This is a genomic window from Nocardia sp. NPDC004123 (genome assembly GCF_053603795.1).
Genome location: NZ_JBSGGG010000002.1, coordinates 217,621 through 238,617 on the forward strand (window position 1 = coordinate 217,621; position 20,997 = coordinate 238,617).

Annotated in this window: 13 protein-coding genes; 9 read left to right on the top strand and 4 right to left on the bottom strand. The window is 67.6% G+C overall.

Annotated elements, in window-relative coordinates; genetic code table 11:
• The first annotated feature begins 86 nt into the window (after positions 1 to 86).
• Positions 87 to 1,223, top strand: coding sequence for a DUF7373 family lipoprotein (locus ACWEQQ_RS03440; RefSeq protein WP_452346979.1), 1,137 nt, complete (start codon positions 87 to 89; stop codon positions 1,221 to 1,223).
• Positions 1,220 to 3,049: a serine/threonine protein kinase gene (locus ACWEQQ_RS03445; RefSeq protein WP_452346980.1), complete on the top strand. Its 1,830-nt coding sequence runs from the start codon at positions 1,220 to 1,222 to the stop codon at positions 3,047 to 3,049. Before ACWEQQ_RS03440 ends, ACWEQQ_RS03445 begins: the two co-directional genes overlap by 4 nt.
• Before the next feature lie 94 nt (positions 3,050 to 3,143).
• Here the strand turns inward: ACWEQQ_RS03445 and ACWEQQ_RS03450 are convergent, their stop codons facing one another.
• Complete coding sequence (locus tag ACWEQQ_RS03450) at positions 3,144 to 3,497, bottom strand: DUF4254 domain-containing protein (RefSeq protein WP_354830395.1); 354 nt, start codon at positions 3,495 to 3,497, stop codon at positions 3,144 to 3,146.
• A 330-nt stretch (positions 3,498 to 3,827) separates the two neighbouring features.
• Here ACWEQQ_RS03450 and ACWEQQ_RS03455 point away from each other — a divergent pair, with 330 nt between their 5' ends.
• Both ACWEQQ_RS03455 and ACWEQQ_RS03460 read left to right on the top strand, forming a co-directional pair.
• A complete protein-coding gene (locus ACWEQQ_RS03455; RefSeq protein WP_452346981.1) occupies positions 3,828 to 4,667 on the top strand; it encodes a GntR family transcriptional regulator in 840 nt (279 codons plus the stop codon).
• On the top strand, positions 4,664 to 5,347 hold the full coding sequence (locus ACWEQQ_RS03460; protein ID WP_452338375.1) for a GNAT family N-acetyltransferase: 684 nt from the start codon (positions 4,664 to 4,666) through the stop codon (positions 5,345 to 5,347). The genes ACWEQQ_RS03455 and ACWEQQ_RS03460 overlap by 4 nt, the downstream gene beginning before the upstream one ends.
• Before the next feature lie 333 nt (positions 5,348 to 5,680).
• Here the strand turns inward: ACWEQQ_RS03460 and eccCa are convergent, their stop codons facing one another.
• From eccCa to eccD, 3 genes are read right to left on the bottom strand one after another with little or no spacing between them, the layout of a single operon-like run.
• Positions 5,681 to 9,703 (bottom strand): type VII secretion protein EccCa, encoded by a 4,023-nt coding sequence (gene eccCa / locus ACWEQQ_RS03465; protein WP_452346982.1) that lies wholly within the window; start codon positions 9,701 to 9,703, stop codon positions 5,681 to 5,683.
• A 17-nt stretch (positions 9,704 to 9,720) separates the two neighbouring features.
• Complete coding sequence (gene mycP, locus ACWEQQ_RS03470; RefSeq protein ID WP_452338373.1) at positions 9,721 to 11,193, bottom strand: type VII secretion-associated serine protease mycosin; 1,473 nt, start codon at positions 11,191 to 11,193, stop codon at positions 9,721 to 9,723.
• Positions 11,190 to 12,611 (bottom strand): type VII secretion integral membrane protein EccD, encoded by a 1,422-nt coding sequence (gene eccD / locus ACWEQQ_RS03475; RefSeq protein WP_452346983.1) that lies wholly within the window; start codon positions 12,609 to 12,611, stop codon positions 11,190 to 11,192. The genes mycP and eccD overlap by 4 nt, the downstream gene beginning before the upstream one ends.
• A 210-nt stretch (positions 12,612 to 12,821) precedes the next feature.
• On the opposite strand from eccD, the gene eccA reads away from it, so the two are divergent.
• The 5 genes from eccA (at position 12,822) to ACWEQQ_RS03500 (ending at position 20,866) form a co-directional block, all read left to right on the top strand.
• Positions 12,822 to 14,657 (top strand): type VII secretion AAA-ATPase EccA, encoded by a 1,836-nt coding sequence (gene eccA / locus ACWEQQ_RS03480; protein WP_452338371.1) that lies wholly within the window; start codon positions 12,822 to 12,824, stop codon positions 14,655 to 14,657.
• A gap of 14 nt (positions 14,658 to 14,671) precedes the next feature.
• Positions 14,672 to 16,825, top strand: a complete 2,154-nt coding sequence (gene eccE, locus ACWEQQ_RS03485; protein ID WP_452346984.1) for a type VII secretion protein EccE — start codon at positions 14,672 to 14,674, stop codon at positions 16,823 to 16,825.
• A 195-nt stretch (positions 16,826 to 17,020) separates the two neighbouring features.
• A complete protein-coding gene (locus ACWEQQ_RS03490) occupies positions 17,021 to 18,187 on the top strand; it encodes a DUF7373 family lipoprotein (RefSeq protein ID WP_452346985.1) in 1,167 nt (388 codons plus the stop codon).
• Positions 18,188 to 18,195: 8 nt separating this feature from the next.
• Complete coding sequence (locus ACWEQQ_RS03495) at positions 18,196 to 19,512, top strand: DUF7373 family lipoprotein (RefSeq protein WP_452346986.1); 1,317 nt, start codon at positions 18,196 to 18,198, stop codon at positions 19,510 to 19,512.
• Positions 19,513 to 19,627: 115 nt separating this feature from the next.
• On the top strand, positions 19,628 to 20,866 hold the full coding sequence (locus ACWEQQ_RS03500) for a DUF7373 family lipoprotein (protein WP_452346987.1): 1,239 nt from the start codon (positions 19,628 to 19,630) through the stop codon (positions 20,864 to 20,866).
• Positions 20,867 to 20,997: the final 131 nt, after the last annotated feature.

Below are 20,997 nucleotides of genomic sequence, written 5' to 3' on the forward strand. Positions count from 1 at the left end.
GTTTTGCACGTACGGCCGGCCCGCCACTGACCGGTGGGTGAGGGGAACGGATGCGTCTGAGGTCCGGGCGATGGTGCGCCGCCGGAATGGGTGCCGCCGTGCTGGTCCTGGCCGCCGCGTGCGGGAACGACGGCGGTGCACCGGATTACGGGCCGTACGCGATTCACGGCGACGATGACTTCGATCGGCAGCCGAGCCGGATCCGCGGCATCTTCGCCGAGTCGGTGCGGCTGGCGGATCACATCGTCTTCGCGACCGATATCGATCCCGACCTGACGACGGTGCGCGGCGGCGGGATCTCGGCCGACGATCGCGGCTTCCACGAGACCGCGCTCTCGCCGCAGCAGCGGGCGGCGGCGCGCCCCTTCGGCGTGGCCGGTTCCTTCGGTATCGCGGCCGCGAACCGGCCTGCCGGTGACGGTCCGCCCCAGAAGTATCTGGCGATATCGCTCACGGCATTTCGCGACGAGCAGTCGGCGACGGCGGCCGCGGCGGAGATGGCCCGGGTCGATTTCGCGGCGAGTCCCGACAACGCGCCGGTCGGGGTGGATGCCTTCCCGGCCGCGCTGAGTCATTGGCGGCCGGGCGTCCCTGCGCTGGGCAGTCTCATGGCGTGGCAGAACGTGGTGATCCGGGTGTACGCCGAACTACCGGATCCCGATCTGGGCCGGCTGGTCGACATGGTCACCACCACCTATCGCAAGCAGGTGGCCGGGCTGGCCGATGTCGACACCTCCCCCGTTCCGGATCCGGCCACGGTGCCGCTCGATCCGGACGGCCTGCTGATCCGGCTGGTGCGCACCGGTGATCCGCTGGCCGACCCGAAGACGTTCGCCGCCTTCGGGGTCCGCGCCTTCTCGGCGCTCTCACCGGAGCCACCGCACACTTTCGACAAATACTCCGGCAGCGGCGTGACAGCGCTGGCGGTGTCCCACAACAAGTACCTGTATCGGATGCGGGATTCGAAGGCCGCCGCACAGTACGGCCGAGACCTCGCCGCCGACCCTGAGAACTCGGAGTACACCTGGATGCGTAATGTCCGCGGCCTGACCGCCGCAACCTGTTCGCAGGCGACCCGCCCGGACCCGAAATCCGTGCAGGCCCGCCGCTATCGCTGTGTGGTGGTGCGCGACGGGTATGTGGCGGTGGTCTACAGCAATACCGAGACCGATGTCCGGCAGCTGGCGGCGGCGCAGTACGCGATCATGGGAGGTCCGCGATGAAGGCACTGCTGCCCGACGATCCGCGCTGGATCGGCCCGCACCATATGATCGCCGTCATCGGCACCGGCGATATGGGCCGGGTGCTGCTGGGCCGCACGCCCACCGGAAAGCTGGTGGCGGTCAAACAGATTCACCGCTCGCAGACCGTGGATATGGAGTTCCGGGCGCGCTTCCAGCGGGAGCTGGAGACCACCAAGCAGCTGACCGGACCGTATACGGCGGCCGTGGTGGACAGTGACGCGGATGCCGAACGCCCCTGGCTGGCCACCGAATACCTGCCGGCGCCGGATCTCGCGACGGTCGTCGCGGCCTGCGGTCCGCTGCCGCTTCCGGGCCTGCGCCTGCTGGCGATCGGCCTGGCCGCCGCCCTGATCGAGGTGCACCGGGCGGTGCTGGTGCACCGGAATCTCAAGCCCGGCAATGTCCTGCTGATGCCCGAGGGCCCGCGCATCATCGATTTCGGTATCACCCGGGCACGCGACGGCGAGGGCGCCTCGGCCGCCGTCGCCGACGCTGCGCCCTACCTGGCTCCCGAGCAGGCCGGGGGCGAGCCGGTGACCTCCGCCGTCGACATCTACGCGGTCGGCATGCTGCTGGTCCTGGCCGCCACCGGATCCATGTCCGCCACACCGGATCTGCAGGCGGTCCCGCATGCGCTGCGCAAACTGGTGGAGTCCTGCCTGGCGCCCGATCACGCGCATCGCCCGTCGGCGCGTCAGCTGCTGGAGCAGGCGGAGCGCATTCCCGCGGAATCGGCGTGGCCGCAACCGGTGCTGGAGTTCATCGAGACGCATCGAGCAGATGCCGAGTGGTGGGCGTCCAGCGGTGAGCAGGAGACCCGCTACCGGGATCAGCTGGCGCGCTTGGCCGGTCGGCGGCGGCGGACGATCGGCTGGGCGGCGGCGGCCGTCACCGGCCTGGTGGTGGTGAGCGGCACGCTGGCGGGGCTGAGCCGGTCGTCGCAGACCGACGGCCATGCCCAGCCGCGCACGGACCCGTCACTGGACTTGACGGCCATGGAATTGCGGCTGCTGGACTTCTGCGCGGTCATCGACAAGGCGGTGCCCGGCAAGCTCGGCACACGTACCGGTGATCCGCAAGCCTCGCCCGAGGGCGGCTGCGGCACCACCGTGGTCGATTCGACGCAGCGAAAGGTCCACTACAACCTGGACATTCCCGACCACGCCATCGGTGTGGACCAGTTGACGCCGACGGGCCGGACCGCCGGCTGGGGCCCGATCCTCAGCGCCGGAGCCGCGGACAACAAATGCGACACCGTGCTGGTGACCCAGTCCGGCGGGAATGTGCCGCTGCGGATGTCGGCCGAGGAGCTGGACCCCGCGGCCCAGCCGGGCACCGCCTGCACCGCGGCGGAGGACGCGCTGACCGCCGTCGCACAGCAGCTCACCTCGTACGTGCCGCAGCGGACAGTCCCGTCGAATTCGATTCTGCGCGTGGACCCGTGTTCGGTGGTACAGGACAGCACGATTCGGGAGATCGTCGGCGATATCGCCGACCATCAGCGCGCCCCGCACGCCTGCGCGACCATCGGCCAGGACGGCTGGGTCCGCGTCGACCTGGTCGACCAGAGCCGCCCCGATCAGGGCGAGTGGACCTACGAGACCCTGCAGGCCGGCGAATTCACCGCGTACGTCATCGGCGCACGCTCCAGCAACGACTGCTACCTCAGCTATCTGGTGCGGCCCACGGATAAAGGCAATGCCGAGCAACTGAAGCTCACGGTGTCCGATCTGTCGAATTCACCAGATGCATGCGGCAAGGCCGTGACACTGCTCGACGAGGCCATCCGGCAACTGCCGAAGTAGCCAACTCCGCGCACTGTAATTGCAAATGATCTTTCGCGCGGAACATGGCGGTCCGGGCCGCCCTCGGGCCCGGACCGCACAGTTGTTTCGTTATTCACCAGGCGGGCAGCCGCCGCCGACCGGCGAGCACATCACGAACGAGATCGTCGTAAGCGTCCGACAATTCGGCTAAATGGTGCCAAGCGCCGTGTAGCATTTCATCATTCGCGTCAAGGGTCATCAACGCGTGATGAGCCCGAACCGAAGCCTCTGCGAGGCGATCGATGACCGAACCGACCGTTTCGGTGTGCAGGGTCGCACCCAGCCGATGCTGGGGAACCGAGCGCACGATCCAGTCGTCGATGGCCATGACCAATTCGATTCGGCGGCGCTTTGTTTCGACGATCGAGGTGGGATCGGTTTCCGGACCGATACCGCCGCGCCCGACCAGCCGCCGCTCGTGCAGCACCGCGAGATCATGGGCGAACCACAGCAGGGGTCCGCCGATCACCCGGTGACCGCGACAAGCGCGCAGTAGTAGGTCGGAGGTCGGCAATAGGCCGGCAGCCAAGGGCTGCGCCTCCATATCCGCATACGAAGCGGACACGTCGGGCAATGCCACAACGACCGTGTTTGTTGTCTCCGAACCTGCCACGTTGCCTCGCGTTCTTCGACGTATAACAACACCGCATTCAGGACGTTCATTACAATAAACCTCAGAATGCTGGTGTCAAGCCTTACACGGCAGTAGTACTACCGGAGTAGACTTTTGGCCTTGAAGCAACAACCGAGGAGCGAGATGGCGGACGGTCCGAGATATCAACGGATCGCAGACCTCCTCCGCGAGGAGATCCGCGCCGGCAAGTGGGAACCGGGCGATCGACTGCCGAGTCACAATGAGCTGGCCGACCAGATGCAGGTGTCGATTACAACTGCTCGCAACGCAATTCAGCTCCTGGTTGCCGAAAACCTGGTTTACACCGCCACTTCCCGGGGCACCATCGTGCGCAGTCAGGAAGTGCTGGAATCCGTTGTCACCAACCATGTTCGGCCGGACCGGCCGAAGGCGGCGCACGACATCTTCTCCGAGATCGCGCGCGCCGCTGGGCGGGAGCCGTCCAAACAGTTCAGCGCCAGAATGGAACCGGCCAGTCCGGAAGTGGCGCACTGGCTGGGTATCGCGCGCGACGAGTGGGTCGTGTCGCGCACGATCATGCAGTATCTGGACAACGAGCCGTGGTCGTGGGAGGTCAGCTTCTATCCGCGAGATCTGGCCGAGGCCACCGGAATCGACGCACCACACGACATTCCGGAGGGCACCACGCGGCGGCTCGCCGAACGCGGATTCGGCGAGACCGCCCATCGCGACACCATCGTCGCCCGACCCGCCACGGCCGAGGAGGCGGCGCTGCTGGGCGTGGGCCCGGGTACGCTACTGCTCGACCACCTCCGCATCGGAGCGAATCACGATCGCGTCACCCGAGTGACGCGCCATCGTTCCACAGCGGCCCGCAACCGATTGGCATACGAATTGGGCGATGACGAAGGAACGGACATTATTCGTAAAACTCTGGGTGCTCCATTTCCGTCCGGAAATTCCCATTCCTTCGGTAATTCCCTGTTACCCGGTTCGCCATGAAGCCGCACCTGCGCCGCGCCCGCATCGCCGATCTTGGGACCATCACCCGGTTCCGGCTGCAACGTACGAGCTGGCTGGCGGCGCGCGGCAGTGACCAGTGGACGCGGGCCGGGCGAGGACTCCCCATCGAGACCTTCGTCCGGTCCGTCGCCCACGCGGTCCGCCAGGGCGAGACCTGGATCGCCGAGGTGGACGGCGAAGCGGCCGGCACCATCACCGTCAACGACCGCGCCGACGAAAACCTCTGGTCTCCGGGCGAACTCGCCGACGCCGTGATCGTCCACTACATGATCGTCGACCTCCGCTTCGCCGGAACCCGCGTCGGCGAAACCCTGCTGGCCCACGCCGCCCACCTGGCCCGCGGACAACACCGCACCTGGGTCCGCCTCGACGCCTGGACCACCAACACCGACCTCCACGCCTACTACCTCCGCGCCGGCTTCCACCTCGCCCGCATAGCCGGCCCCGAAGCCACCGGCCCCTCCCGAGCCCTCTTCGAACGCCCCACCGCAGCCTGGCCCCACCCGGTCACGACGCGCCCAGCCCTCACCCTGGCAGCAGGCGAAACCACCCGCTTCACCCGGAACCCGGACCCCACCACCATCTGGTCCCTCACCCACAACCCACTCCTGCGCACCCTCCCCGGCGCGATCACCGAGCCGGGCCCGGCAACCACGTGATCCCTGTGGCTACTGCATCTCAGCGGCGCATTTCCGGATCGTCACCGGCGTAGACGCTTTCGGCGAGGTCCCGCGTCCGCAGACACCGTGCTGTGGACGGCGACGATGCTCGGATGGTCGAGGGTCATGGCGAGATTCGCTTCGTGGTCCAAGCGGGCACGGAATTCGGGGTCCTCGGCGAGGGGGCCAGAGGGCGTGGCGGCGGGGCAGGGCGGAGTGGGCGGCCAGGTGGACCGTGCCCATTCCGCCGCTGCCGAGCGCGCGTTCGATGCGGTGGCCGCCGGGTATCGAGCCGGAGCCGATGTTCATGCGACTTCCTTGTGTGCCACCCGGTTACAGCGCGGGGAGGTCGGCGATTTGGATCATTTCGTCGCCGCGGGAGCGGGACCAGAGGATGCCGCGGCCGGGTGGGAGGCGCATGGGGCGGATGTCGCCGATGAGTTTGCCCTCGTCCCGGGAGCCGCTCATGAGGAGGGCGGGGACCGACAGGTTCTTCATCGAGCCCAGGACCTGGTCGTAGAGGGCCCGGGAGATGCCACCCATATTGCGGGAGATGATGACGTGCAGGCCGATGTCGCGAGCCTGCGGTAGGAGTTCGACCAAGGCGCCCAGGGGATTTCCGCCCGCGACGACCATGTCGTAGTCGTCGACGACGACGTAGATCTCCGGGCCGGTCCACCAGTCGCGATCGCGCAGCTGCTGGGGGGTGATGTCGGAGCCGGGGATGCGCTTGGAGAGGTAGTTGACTACTTCCTTGATCATGCCGCCGCAGGTCTGCGAGGAGGTGGAGTACCCGGCCAGCTGATCGCCTTCCAGCACACCCAGCAGGGTGCGGCGGTAGTCGATGAGGATGACGCGGGCCGTGTCGGCATTGGAGCTCTCGGCCAGGCCGCGAATGATGTTGCGCAGCACCGTGGTCTTACCCGATTCGACTTCGGAGAAGACCATGAAGTGCGGGTCGGAGCTGAAATCCAGGACGATCGGCTGCAGTTCGGATTCGCCGATGCCGATGACCACCTTGGTGGGGCTCTGCTGAATTCCGTGGCGGCGGGCCAGTTCCAGCGCCTGTTCGCGGGGCACACTACCGGGCAGCGTGCGAACGGCGGGTGCGCGACGTTCGCCCCAGATGGCCTGCATCTCGGTGCGCGCCGCGGCCACACCCTCGGCCAGATTCTGGACGTTGGTGTCGGAGTCCAGGCGCGGCATGGCGATGAGCATGTGCAGCTGGTCCGGGGTGAGACCGCGGCCGGGCCGGTTGAGCGGGACGTTGACCGCGACGCGGCGGCCCATCTCGGAGTCGGAGGGGTCACCCAGGCGCAGCTCGATGCGGGTACCGATCATGTCCTTCACGGAGGCGCGGATCTCGCCCCAGCGGTTCGCGCCCAGGATCACGTGGATGCCGTACGAAAGACCCTGGGCGGCAAGCTGTCCGACCACCGGCTCCAGGCTGTCGAATTCCTCGCGGACGACCTGCCAGTTGTCGATCACCAGGAACACGTCGCCGAATCGGTCGGCAAGTACCGGGTCGTCGGCGCGGTCCGAGGCCAGCGCGGCGTGCTTGCGCCGCCGGAATTCGGCCATGGATTCGATGCCCTGGGCGGCAAAGCGCTCTTCGCGTTCGCGCAGCAGGGTGGCGAGTTCGGCGATGGTCCGCCGCACCTTGTCGGAGTCGAGCTTGCCGGCGACCGAACCCACGTGTGGCAGGCCCACCAGACCCGCCATGGAGCCACCACCGAAGTCGAGGCAGTAGAACTGCGCCTGTTCGGGCGTGTGCGTGGCCGCCGCGGACATGATGATGGTGCGCAGCGTGGTGGACTTGCCGGACTGCGGGCCGCCGACCACGGCGACATTGCCCTGCGCCCCGGCGAGATTGATGGTGAGCACGTCGCGGCGCTGCTCATAGGGCTTGTCGATGATGCCGATCGGCATCCACAGCTGCCCGTGCCGGTTGACCGGCGACCGCCAGTCCGGATCCGGCAGCAGCATGTCCACGGTCGGCGACTCTTCCAGCGGCGGCAGCCAGACCTCGTGGGCCGGGCGGCCGTGACCAGTCAGGCGTTTCACGACGGTCTGGAGCAGGCTGTCGGGCAGGCCTTCGTCGCCCGTCGGCGGCGGGGGCGGCAGCAGGTCGAGCGGATCGAGCGGGTTCTCCGGTTCGGCCTGCTCGAGGATTTCGACCATCGCGGCGGTGAATTCGCGCGGTGGCGCTTCGACGACGGTGGTGCCGTCCGCGGCCTGCCGGGCGGCCCGGGGCGCGACGTAGGGACCCGATACATAGGTCGCGTTGAACCGCAACGGATCCGAGGCATCGCTCTTGAGGTAGCCGGAACCCGGGACACCGGGGAGGTGATAGGCGTCGGTGATGCCGAGCACCGCGCGGGATTCGTTGGCCGAGAACGTACGCAGACCGATGCGATAGGACAGATGCGAGTCGAGGCCGCGCATCTTGTTCTCCTCCAGCCGCTGCGAGGCCAGCAGCAGGTGGACGTGGAGCGAGCGGCCCAGGCGGCCGATCATGACGAACAGATCCGCGAAATCGGGCTTCTGCGAGAGCAATTCGGAGAACTCGTCGATGACCACGAACAGCGCGGGCAGCGGGTCGAGCGGCACGCCGGCCGCGCGGGCCTTCTCGTACTCGTTGACATTGGCGAAGTTGCCCGCCGAGCGCAGCAGTTCCTGCCGCCGGTTCATCTCACCGGCGAGCGCGTCACGCATACGGTCGACGAGCGAGAGCTCTTCTTCGAGGTTGGTGATGACCGCCGCCACGTGCGGCAGCGGGTCCATACCGAGGAACGTCGCACCACCCTTGAAGTCGACCAGGATCAGGTTGAGCTGATCCGGCGAGTGCGTGGTGACCATCGAAAGAATCAGTGTGCGAAGGAATTCCGACTTACCCGAGCCGGTGGCGCCGATGCAGAGGCCGTGCGGCCCCATACCGTTCTCGGCGGATTCCTTGATGTCGATCTCGACGGGCGTCCCGTCCGGGGTGATGCCGATGGGCACCCGTAGTCGTTCGCGGCCGGCGCGCGGCCGCCACACCTTGGCCGGGTCGATCTGGGACGCGTCCGGAATCTTGAGCAGGTTCATCAGACCGGGGTCGGCGGCGGAGGTGTTGTCGCCGAGGCTGACGATCTGCGCCGCGGTGGCGATGCGGAAGCGAGCCAGGCTGCGCGAGAACGCCTCCGCCTCGGCAAGGGTCACGCTGTCGGCATTGGCGAACTTCTCGGTGCCGGCCGCGCTCTTGGCGAACACCTCTCCCTCGACCGCGACGAGCTGCAGCCCGCGCCGCGCGGCCAGGCTGTTCTCGGCGGCGCTCAGGTCGATGACGGTGACCGCGTCCAGACCGGATTCGCTGATCAAACGCTCACTGCCGCTGACATATCCGTCGTCGATGACGACGACCAGGTGCATGCGCCCCTGCGTCGGTTGCGGATTGCGCATGAAGCGCCCACGCTCGAGCAGATCGTCGGCGAGCGCCGTCTCCAGCTCACCGAGCGAGCCGTAGATCATGCGGGCCGCGCCCATGCCGTCGCGCTGGCTCGAATGCTGCACGTGCGGCAGCCATTTCGCCCACGCCCAGGCCTCGCAGTCGGGTTCGGCCGTGACGATGGCAACGGCGACGTGGTCGGGGCCGTGGAACGCGGTGAGCTCCATGAGCATCGACCACACCAGCCCGCGCGTGTCCTCGGCCGGTCCTTCGACATTGATGGCCGGGAAGGCGCGCAGCGACACCGCCGTCGGCAGGTGGTGCACCACGGAATGCGTTCGCACGAAACGCCGCAACGCCACGGTGGACACCGGCTCCAGATCCTCGAGCGGACCGGTTTCCGGCCGCGCCAGCTTGGCGGCCAGCCGGTGCGTGCCGATGCCGACGCGCACATGCCCGAAGTCCGGATCGTTGGGCCGCCGCTCCCACATGCGCCGCGAGCCCACGATGGACGGCAGGTCAGCCGGTTCCGGATGGCTCCAAACCAGCGTCTCGAGCTGCTTCTGCCCGGTGCGCCGCACCTCGCGGCGAGTCTGGTCGAGGTACCGGAAGTAGTCCTTGCGTTCCTCGTTCAGCTCCGCGGAGCTCTTGCTGCTGCCGCGCTGACCCATGAGCATGCCGGCCATCGACATGATCATCATCATCGGCATCATCATCATGTACGGGTTGGACAGCATCGACCGGCCCATCAAGCTCATCATGGCGAGCATGCCGATCATGGCGACCACCATGACGACCGGCATGAGCTTGCCCATGAGCGGCGCGGGCACCGGACGCGGAATCTCCGGCGGCGCGGTCAACGCCATCTCACCGCCCGGGGCGCGGGGTGGGGCGATGCGGGGCCGGCGCACGAAACCGTCGGTAGCCATGGGTGTTTCTCCGGTCGTTAGGAATCGAGGTCGGGTAGCTCGTCGTCGCGGCGGCGTCGCCGGAACGGAATCGACACGGCGAGACCGATTCCCAGCGCGGACAGACAGACGATGGTTCCGACGGTGGCGACCAGCCGCGGCAATCGCGGCGGGCCGACAGGCTTTTGCGGTGTGGGGAAGGCCTGGGATTTCGCGGCCCCGACATGGATCGGCAGCTCGGGCGTGTCCGCAGTGAGCGTGCTCGCCGGGAACTGCGCGGTGAGGGCGGCGACCGGATCGATCAGGCCCGCGCCGACGCGGTCATCGCGGCCGGTGCCGGGCTGATGCGCGGTGAGCATGATCTGGTTCATCACCTGCCGCGCGGTCCAGTCCGGGTACTTCGCCCGCACCAGCGCCGCCAGGCCCGCCACGTACGGCGCCGCGAAACTGGTTCCGTTGATGGCCTTCTGGCCCGAGTCGAGGCCGGTGGCGTTGACCAGCCCGGTCCCGCCGGGCTTGTTGTCGAGCGAGACGATGTTGGTCCCGATCGCCGCGACACCGACCCACGGGCCGTAGAGCGAGAAGCTGGAGGGTCCGCCGCTGGGATCAACCGAGGCGACCGCCAGCACATACTTGTTGAACCAGGCCGGGCTGGAGATGGTCTTCACCTTGTCCCAGCTGGTCTTGGTATTGCTGTACTGGTCGTTCTGCGTTCCGCAGCCATTGGCCTGGTCCACATTGCCGGCGGCGACGACCACGACCACGTTCTGTTCGTAGGCGAACCGCACGGCGTCGCCGAGCGTGCTGTCCGCGGTGTCCCCTCCGGCGGCCGTGCAGGCGTCCTCGGAGATATTGATAACGGTCGCACCCATATTCACCGCGCGCACCACGGCCGCGGCGAGGGTCTGCATATTGCCGTACCCCGACTTGCTCATGCTGCCCGGCGTGTCCCCGCCATTGGAGTCCTTGGCCTTGTAGGCGTCGCTGAGCTGACGGATCGACAGGATCTCCGCGTCCGGCGCGACTCCCACGAACGCGTCGTCCGCGCTGGGCTGAGCGGCGATGATGCCCGCGACCAGGGTGCCGTGGCCGTCGCAGTCCTCGGTGGTGCCGTCGCCATCGGAGACGTAGTCCCCACCGCCCTGCAGGTTCGCCAGCCGCGGATGCCGATTCACACCCGTATCGATCACGGCGACCTTCTGCCCCGCGCCCCTGTGGTTCGGCCCCGGATTGGCCTGCCAGGCCCCGGGCAGGTCGAGCACCTTCTGCGCGACGGGTTCATCGCGCGGTGTGTCGCCCTTCAGCGACTGTTCGACGCAGACCGCGTTCTTCTGGGTCGGCACCGGTGGCGCGGGCTTGCCGGCCAGCGCCTGCGCATCCCCGATATGGGAGAGGTCAGGATCGGGCTGGGTGACGGTGGCCGCCGCGGTGCCCTGCGGCCCCAGCAGCGCACCGCCGAGAATCGCCCCCGCACACAGTGTTCGCGCCCAGTTTCCAGGACGCCGACTCATATGTTCCGGGCCGTCGAGTAGACGTCCATGATCCACAGCACCAACGGGACGATCGACACGATCAGGCCGTATTCGAACAGCTCGTTGAAGCGCCGGGTGACCGGGGTGACCTCGACATGCGGGCCGATGACGCCGAATCCGACGGCTCCCACCGCGAATACCAGCAGCAGTCCGGCGGAGACGAGCAGCATCCCGTCGTCGGACAGTGCCAGCAGCACCGCCAGACCGATGAAAGTGACACAGCCGCTGGCGATCAGCGTGGCGGCCTGGGTGAGATCGGCGAACGAGCGTCCGCGCAGGCAGAGAATGATCGAGATGACGACGGCCAGGGCGATGCCCTGCCAGCGGTCGGAGTGCAGCGGGTCGGCTGTGCCGAGCGCACCGGCGACGGCGCCCAGCGCACTGCCGATGACGATGCCGGTCTGGAACTGATTGGCCGTGCGAGCACGCTGCCCGAGCCCGTGCGCGGAGGGCAGCACGGTCGCTCCGATGGCGCCGATGCCCTCGATGGTGGGGCGGGGTTCGTGGTCGGCCGGATCGATGGCGGCGCCGGCGGTGGGCACCGGCGGCACGGGCAGTCGCGCCAGCATGGCGGCCAGCCGCGGCACCATCGACAGCACGATGATCGACGCGACCAGAACGCCCGCTGCCACTTTCGGCACCCCGGCATCCCAGATCATGCGCACGGCCGCGCCGATTCCGGAGAGGATCACCACGGTCACGACGGCGGACACCACGGCGGCGCCGGCCCCGATGATGCGGTAGCCGACCACGGCGAGCAGCAGGGTCGCGGCCGCGCCGAGCATGAGGTGCGGACTGCCCACCGAGCCCGGCACGGCCAGCGCCGCGCCGCCGAAGGTGAGCAGCAGCATGCACAGCGTGAGCACGGTCGCGGTCAGCTCGTCGGCGTACTTGCGCATGGCGATGGCGGCGGCGACCAGCGCGGCGATGGCGCCGCCCAGCAGCAGCGGCGGTGCGACGAACTTGTCGCCCCCGGATCGCGAGATCAGGCCCAGCACAACCGCGAACGCGACCGCGGCCACCCCCGCCACCAGTCCGGTCCACCGTGCGGCGGTCACGGACCAGCTGCGGAACTCCTCCGCCGTGAGCCTCGATACAGCGTCGATGACGTCGTCGAACAGCGCGGGCGCTTCCTTGGCGGAAACCGCACGCAGCACCAGCAATTCGCCGTCGTAGATCTCGGCGTCATTGAGCGTCTGACTGGGCGCGATCATGTCGCGTCCCAATTTGGCCAGCGTCCAATGCTGCGACTGGAGTGGCGTTCCCCCCTCCTCGCCGCCGATCGGGTCCGGATTACGGGATTCGATGAGGCGCACCAGATCACCGATGAAGGCGGCGATCGGAACGTTGGCCGGCAGACCGACGTCGAGCTGGGTATTCCCCCCGATGACGGACACACGGCACAATTCGGGTTCAGCCGCCCGCGGGCCGCTGATCGACTGTGCTGTCACTAGCTGAACTGCTCCCCTGTAGCTCTCAACAGTTGCCCGCCCAGGGCGGTTAACCATAATGTATCCGACTGTCCGCAGCCGTGCGATTCGCACGGTGTGGGTGGGGATTGTGAACGAAAGACCAACCAGGTTCGACGAATTCGGGGTTCGACTAGGATGATCGACACTCGCCAGGCCCAACGCGCCTTCGATGCGGGAGTGCTGTCACTGGGGTTGAGCATCGAGGGCCAGGAATCGAACCGGGACCTCGACTACGCCAAACTCGCCTTCCAGCGCGCGACCGAATGGGACCCCACCATGGCCGACGCCTGGCTGGGCCGGGCCGCCGCCGGGGATGTCACCAAAGATGTTCTGAGCAACCTCTACAAGTGCAGCACTGTGTCGCTGGGACGGGAACAGCGCCGGTTGGGGCTGGCGCCGCGCGTGCTTGCTGGACGTTTTCTGCCCGGGCTCTACATCGATTACCCGCTGTCCAGTTTCACCGAGATCCAGCTGGCGTGGGCCGCGCACCTGATCGCCGAGAAGTCCTACGACGAGGCGCTGCAGGTGCTCGATGAGCTCGACAAGCACCGCCGCGCGCGGGCGGGCGAGCCCGACTTCGAAATCGACGGCCGCATAGCCAAATACGTGCGCGGCATCCTGCACTACAACACCCAGCGCTGGCCGGACGTCATGTCCGTGCTGAACGGATCCGACGGCTGGGAGGACCCGTACCTGGCCGCGGGCGCGCACGTAATGGTCGGTACGGCCTGTGCGCAGCTGGGTCTGTTCGGTGAGGCGATCCGCCGCATGGAGGCCGCCGAGGCAGGCCCGATTCCGGCGGCCCGCACCGCGGCCATGTTCTGCCGCGGCCTGTGCCTGCGCGAGAACGGCCAGGCCGAAGAGGCCCAGGCGCTGTTCGAGAAGGTGTATTCGCAGGCACCGGATTTCGACGCCAATACCGCGGCCATGCGCGACCGCACCTACCGCATCACGCTCACTACCCGGGAGGTGATCGAGGCCCGCACCGACCGTTGGGATCCGGCCTCGGCGCCCTCGCTGGAGGAGAAGCAGGCCGCCGAGCACGAGGACCGGGCCAAGGAGATCCTGGCGCAGGCGCGCGCCGAGCTGGACAAGCAGATCGGCCTGGCCGCGGTGAAGACGCAGGTGGCCAAGCTGCAGTCGAGCGCGCAGCTCGCGAAGATTCGTGCGGAGAAGGGACTTTCGAGCTCGGCGCGCGGTCAGCACCTCGCGTTCACCGGCCCGCCCGGAACCGGTAAGACCACCATCGCGCGCGTGGTCGCCAAGATCTATTGCGGCCTGGGCATTCTCAAGACCGACAAGGTCGTCGAGACCAAGCGCTCCGACTTCGTCGGCCAGCACCTGGGTTCCACCGCCATCAAGACCGACGCGCTGATCGACACCGCCATGGACGGCGTGCTGTTCATCGACGAGGCGTACACCCTTATCCAGCAGGGTCTTTCGGGTGGTGACGCGTTCGGTCGCGAGGCCGTCGACACGCTGCTGGCCCGCATGGAGAACGACCGCGACCGCCTGGTGGTGATCATCGCCGGATACGACGGCGAGATCGACCGCTTCCTGGCCGCCAACGACGGTCTGGCCTCCCGCTTCGCCAAGCGGCTCCAGTTCCCGTCCTACACCGCGGAAGAGCTCGGCCGGATCGGCGAGGTCGTCGCGTCCAAGCGGGATTCGGAGCTGTCCGAGGACGCATTGCGCGCCTTGGTCACGACCTGCGAGAAGCTCTACACCATGGAGAGCACCGACCAGAGCGGGCAACCGCGCCGCGGTGTCGACGTGGCCGGCAACGGCCGTTTCATCCGCAACCTGATCGAGGCCGCCGAGGAGGAACGCGAATTCCGCCTGGCCAATGACGAATCCATCGATCTGAGCGCCATCGACGAATCGGTGCTCATGCGGATCGAGGGCCCCGACATGAAGGCCGCGCTGAGCACCTTGCTCACGTCACTCAACCTGTCGTCGGCCGCCGACTGAGGGGCAACTGAACTGTGAACGACTTTCCGCGGGGAGCGGGCGGCTATCAGCCGGGCGGAAATGGTGGGAACCCAGTCGGGGACGGGGGCTACCCCGGAGACGGGCGGCACGGCAGGCCGCCGAGCGGTTACCCGCAGGGTGGTCCGGGCGGCTACGGCCCGGGCGGGCCACGAGAATACGGACAGGGCGAGCCGGGCTTCGGGCCCGGCGGACCCGGCAACTTCGCGCCGACCGGTGCGGCGAGCGGCCATTCACGCAGCGGGGACGGCGATTTCGGGCGTGGCGGGTTCGACGAGTTCTCGCACGGCGGCTCGCCCGTAGCCGCGCCGCCGCGACCGGCGCCGCCGCAACCGCGTCCCCCGGCGGCGCAGTCCGCACCAGAGCCCGTGGAGTCTCAGGGGCAGCACTCGCAGTCCGCAGCGAACCGGCCCGGGGCGAATGCCGTTGCGGCGGAGCTGCGGTCGGAGGATCTGTGGCTGCTGCGGAATCTGCCGTTGCGACTGGTGATTCCGGTGGCCTTGATCGGCGTCGCGGTCTCGCTGGTCGTGGTGGCGCTGCACGCGCCCTGGTGGGCGGCGCTGGTGGCCGGGCTGGTGCCCGCGCTCATCGGGCTGGTCCCGGTGGCCGGCACGCCGATCGGGCTGCGGCTGGGGCGGTGGGTCGGGTATCGCTGGAAGCAGGCGCGCCGCGCGAGTCTCGACGAGAACGCCCTGGTCGACGTTCCGCTGCCCGATGGCGGCAGCTGCGGATTGCGCTGGGACGGCACGCTGTTGACCACCATGCTGCGCATCGATCCGCCGCCGGACACGCTGACCTTGCTGCGGCGCGGTTCACTGAGTACCGATCAGCTGTTGCCGCTCGACGAGATCGCGGCCTGCCTGCGGCAATACGATGTCGAGCTGCATTCGGTCGATGTCATCAGCACCGGCACCCGCACCGCCAGCACCGAGGCGGTGATCTCCGGCTACGCGGCCAGCATCGCACCGCTGGGCCGCCTCTACGACGAGATCCTGGGCCCGCTGCCCGCCATCGCACACCGCACCATGTGGCTGGTGCTGCGCCTGAATCCGCTCGACAACGCCAAGGCCGTCGACAATCGCGGCGGCGGTCCGGAGGGCGCCTTGCGCTCGGCCCTGGTCGCCACCCGTAGGGTCGCGAATCGCCTTGCCGGGCACGGCATTACGGCGTCGGTACTGACGACTTCGGAGATGACGACCGCGGTACGTGAGCTCACCCGCGGTATTCCCGTCGGCGAATTTACCGAGCACCCGGACAACCTGGAGCACAACGGGGTTCACCTGACGAGCTACCAGATCGATCCGCAGCTGTTCAATTCCGATGGCCTGGCCAAGATCTGGGCGGTCCGCAGCCTCGCCACCACGGTGACCGTCCGCCTGCAACCGGTCCCCGAGCCGGGCGCGAAGCCCGGCCAGCCCGCGAGCATCATCGAGGTGGACGCCCGAGTCCGCTACGACACCCCTTACGAGCACGGCGAACCCCCGGTGGCGGGCCTGAAGGAACTACCCCGCCGCCAAATGTGGGCGCTCATGGACATCCTCGCCTACGGCACCCAGGAGATTCGCCCCAGCGGCTACCGCGGCCCCGTGGACGTCCTCACCGACATCACCATGCCGACAGCGGGCTGCGGCCAGCTCATCGGCGCAGACGCCACCGGCAGCGGCATCGCGGTCCCCCTCATCGGCGACGGCTCCCGCCGCATCGACATCATCGCCAGCCTCCAACTGGCCCAGCAGGTCATCCTCCGGGCCATCGCTCTCGGCGCCGGCGCGGTGGTCCACACCGCCCGGCCCGGCGCCTGGCAGGGCATGGTGACGAATGTCGCCGCCCCCCACGCCCTCTCCCTGGCCTCCTCGGTAACCCACAGCTCCCGCGGCACGGCCGTCACCGGCCGCCTCCCCAGCCCGGCCGCCACGGTCATCGTCTTCGACGGCGTCCCGGCCAGCGCTCCCCCGGGCTCGGCCACGGTGGTCACGATCCACGAATCCATCTCCGCCGATTACCAACCCGACGCCGACGTGACGATCGTCCAGCACCCGGACGCCCCGCACACCATCTCGGTGCACACCCCCGCCACCATGACCACCGCGCAAATGGTCACCACGCCGGCGGAACAGCATTACCTCAGCGGGGCCACGGCCCGGCGCTGAGACGCCAAGTCCCCCAGTGGATTCCCAAGGTGTGCCGCTGCTCGAACCTGACAGTATGCTTTGCAGGCGAGCAGCTCAGGTATGGCTGGTCATTCGTTTCGGGGGAAGTTCTACATGCGTCACGGTTTCAACCGACCTCGGTCGGTCCGCGTCCGGCCGCGCGCGGCGGCGGCAGCGTTCTTACTGATCGCAGCTTTGACGAGTACCGGCTGCGGGGCCGATTCCCGTGCGGCCGAGGTGAATTCGGTAGATCTGAGCAAACTCGACACCGGCAGCTACGCGACCGCGCCGACGCCGGTCACCGCCACCGACGCGAGCGGGCGCATCACGGAGGCGCTGCGGCTCGGGAACACCATGCCGCTGCCGATGGAAATCGATCCCGCGCTGACCCACGACGATGGTGGTGTACACCCCTTCGCCCATATCTCCGAAGTGCTTCGTCCCGAGATGAAGGGCGGCCATTCGGCGTTCGGTTGGCTCAATGAGGCGGCCTTCACCAATGATCCGGCCGGATTCGTGGCGGGTTTCGCGACGGCCGCACGCACGGACGCGGACGAATCCCTCGGGTACCGGCTCACCGATGTCGTCATGGTCTTCGACAACGACGGCGACGCCGCCGCGGCCGCGGCGGCCGAGGGTGCCAACGGTTTCCTGGACGTCGGCTTCGGGACGGGTGAGCCCGCGCAGTCGCCCGCGCATCCCGCCGCGCACCTCTCGTGGCTGCCCGACGACCAGTACCTCGCGACGTTCTACCCGACCGGGAAGTACCTCATCCTCACGCTGGTCAACAACGCCGAGAACTTCTACGCGAAGATCTCGGATCTCCCCGATCTGATCGCGAAGTCCGACAAGACGATCGACGTCACCGCCGACAAGCTGAAATCGTTCCAGCCCACCGCGCCGGACCAGGTCGACTCGTTGCCGGTCGATCCGCAGGGCCTGCTGCGCCTCACCCTGCCGCGCCCGGCCGGGGACCAGACAGCGCACGCGTTCGACGGCGTGCTCGACCGGCACGGAGCCCTGCACACCGAATCGGATGTGGTGCTTGCCCGCTCGTTGTACGACAAGGCCGGGGTGGACGCGGTCGCCTACGGCGCAGGAGCTCTGTACCGGACCCGGGACGCGAACGCGGCGACGGACTTCGTGAAGTCCAATGTGGACAAGTTCCTCCACCGGATCGAATCGCCGCCCGGGCTGCCGAGCGCGTTCTGCGTGAAGTACCACGGCCCCGATGTTCATGCGTTCCCGTTCACCTGCTCGGTCGTCTATGGACGTTTCGTGGCGACGGTGTGGTCTCAGCAGCAGCAGGACGTCTTCCAGCGCATCTCCGCGCAGTACGCCATCCTCGCCAACGGGAACTAGGGGGAATCGTGAAGCGTCTCGGTGCGCGCCGCGGTTGCGGCAGAACAGTTCTCGGTGCGGTGTCCTTCGTCGTCGCGGCCGCCGTGACCGCGCCCGCCCTGGCCGGATGCGCCAGCGAGGTGTCCGGTACCGCGGCCGCCGCGGAGGTCGATGTCCGGCAACTCCCGGTCGGCAACTACCCGACCGACCCGCTCGACGTACGGATGACCTACCGCCACAGCAGCGGCGAGGGATATGCGATGGCCATCGCGCGCCTCGCCGACAACATGGTCATCGGAGCGGACGTCGACCCGTCGTTCAGCCACAATCTGTTGTCCAAGTCGCTCACCTCGGCATCCAGTACCTATGCCATACTGGCCGACCCGGTTCGAACGGTGCTGGACGCCAGTAACATGGTCTACGGCTACTCCACCGCCTCCAGCACCAAACCGCTGGGCAAGTCCAGCGGTTTCAGCCTCTCCGGGAACTTCCAGCCCTTCGGCGGCGCGGACGTCGATCCCACCGCCAGTTCGTTCAACCTGACCGTGATCCAGTTCCCCGACCAGCAGAGCGCCCAGACGGCCGGACGGGACATGGAGGCCGCCGACTTCAACGTGGCCCCCGACCAGAACGTCCACGTCACCCTCACCGGGAACCCCGCCGCCATCGCCCATTGGCGGCCCGGCGTCCCATCGCTGGCGGCCGTCTTGACCGACGGCTCGTACGTGGTCGACCTTTTCGTCCAACAACCCACCGCCGACCTCGACGGCCTGCGCGGCCTCGCCGGCAAGATCCTCGCCGCCCAACTGCCCATGCTCGACCGCGCGCCCGCACTGTCGGCCAAGGACATCTACCGCCTGGATTACGACCCCGACGACATGCTCCGCCGCACCCTGCACCCCAGCTCGTTGATCAACCCCAACCCGGACACCGAGATCACCCACACCGCCCGCGGCTACCTGCACTACGTCGACGACCAGACAACCTGGAAACCCTTGCTGGACAACAACGGCGTCGACCGCGTCTCGGAGACCGACAAGGGCAGCCTCCTCTTCCGCGCCCGCGACCCCAAGTCCGCCGCCGCCCTGTGGACCGCCATCACCGCCCTCACCCCCACCCCCGCCGAGGCCCCCGCCAAGGTCCCCGACGTCGCCTGCGCCGACAACCACGACGCCGCCGCAAACAACTCCAACAAGGACTACGACGCCTGGAACGTCAACGACAAATACATCTGCACCGTGCGCTACGACCGCTACGTCGCCCGCGTCGCGAGCAACCAGCTGATCGACGCCCAGCAGAAGGCGGCAGCACAGTACGCGGTGCTCGCGAACAGTCAGTACCTGTGAGATGCCACCCAGCCAATTGACGGGGTGCCCCGCACATCCATACCTCCCAGTACACTCTGCACACCAGAAGCAAGGTGACACTGGCTATTCCGTTTCGGCGGGGGGAATACTTGACATGCGTCATGGCTATGGCCGACTACAGTCGGCCCACATCGGGGTGCGCGCGGCAGCGACGGCACTGCTCGCGGTTTCAGTATTGGTGAGCGCCGGATGCGGTTCGAAATCACATGCGGCCGAGGAGAAGACGGCCGATCTGACCAAGCTCGACACCGGCAGCTACCCGACGAAACCGCAGGACCCGACCACCTCGGATCCCGCCAAGCGAGCCCGCATCCTCGAGGCTGTACGGCTCGGCAACCTTCTTCCTCTCGCCTCTGAGATTGATCCGGCCCTTACCCACAACGGGTCCGGTGCAAACGTATTCACCGGACCGAACTCGTTCGGCGGCTATCTCAATGTCGATCATTTCGTAGATGACACACCGGGATTCGTTGCCGGCTTCGCTACCAGCGGACGTCCTTCAGAAGATGTCTTCGTCGGATATACGCTGACAAATGCCGTCATGATCTTCGACAGTGACAGTGCCGCCGCAGCCGCGGCGACCGCCCTCGCACGGAGCGGCATGACGCTGGAGTTGCCGAACACTACGGCTGATCCTGTGCAGTCGAGCCACCATCCAACCGCCCAAATGATCTGGGCTCCTGCCGAACAGCGGCTGGCCTCCTGGTATCCCACTGGGAGATTCGTCGTCTTCACCATGATCAATGAGATCGAGAACGCCGTCGTCCAGAACGATCTCCACGTCGCGCCCGAACCCGCACCACTTGCGGTTGCCGACAAGGCCATCGAGGTCACCACTGACCGGTTGAAGAGCTTCCAGCCGACACCGCCGGACAAACTCGCCGAGCTTCCACCCGACCCCGACGGCATGCTCAGACTGAGCCTGCCACGACCGGCAGGCGATCAGACGGCTGATGCGTTTACCGGGACGCTCGACCAGCACGGCACGCTCCACATTGTGGGCGATACGGCCGTGTACAAGGCACTATTCGAGAAGACCGGGATGGATCGCGCTGGTTACGGTGCGGGAATCCTGGTTCGCACCAGGGACGCGGCCTCGGCCGAGACCTTTCTCGATACCACATCCACTTCCCGGTTCAAGCATCGGATAGAGCCGCCGACCGGGCTCCCTGCTGCACGCTGCGTGAAGTATCACGGCCCCGACGACAACGCGGCGCCATTCACTTGCTACGTGACATACGGGCGGTATGCCGCAACGGTCTGGTCTCAGCAACAACAGGATGTGTACCAACGGATTTCCGCGCAGTACGCGATCCTGGCGAACAACAAATAGGGGGGCTTGTGAAGAGACTTGTCGCTCACCGTTTCGCTGGTAGAGCAGTCGTCGGAACGATCGCCGTCCTTCTGGGCGTGTCATCACTCTCTGGATGCGGGAGCCAGACATCCGGGAGCCCGACCGCAGGC

Bases quoted from the DNA above. Each gene is read 5' to 3' on its own strand.
- ACWEQQ_RS03440 (WP_452346979.1), top strand. From the start codon at position 87: ATGGGTGCCGCCGTGCTGGTCCTGGCCGCCGCGTGCGGGAACGACGGC.
- ACWEQQ_RS03445 (WP_452346980.1), top strand. From the start codon at position 1,220: ATGAAGGCACTGCTGCCCGACGATCCGCGCTGGATCGGCCCGCACCAT.
- ACWEQQ_RS03455 (WP_452346981.1), top strand. From the start codon at position 3,828: ATGGCGGACGGTCCGAGATATCAACGGATCGCAGACCTCCTCCGCGAG.
- ACWEQQ_RS03460 (WP_452338375.1), top strand. From the start codon at position 4,664: ATGAAGCCGCACCTGCGCCGCGCCCGCATCGCCGATCTTGGGACCATC.
- eccCa (WP_452346982.1), bottom strand. From the start codon at position 9,703: ATGGCTACCGACGGTTTCGTGCGCCGGCCCCGCATCGCCCCACCCCGC.
- mycP (WP_452338373.1), bottom strand. From the start codon at position 11,193: ATGAGTCGGCGTCCTGGAAACTGGGCGCGAACACTGTGTGCGGGGGCG.
- eccA (WP_452338371.1), top strand. From the start codon at position 12,822: ATGATCGACACTCGCCAGGCCCAACGCGCCTTCGATGCGGGAGTGCTG.
- ACWEQQ_RS03500 (WP_452346987.1), top strand. From the start codon at position 19,628: ATGCGTCATGGCTATGGCCGACTACAGTCGGCCCACATCGGGGTGCGC.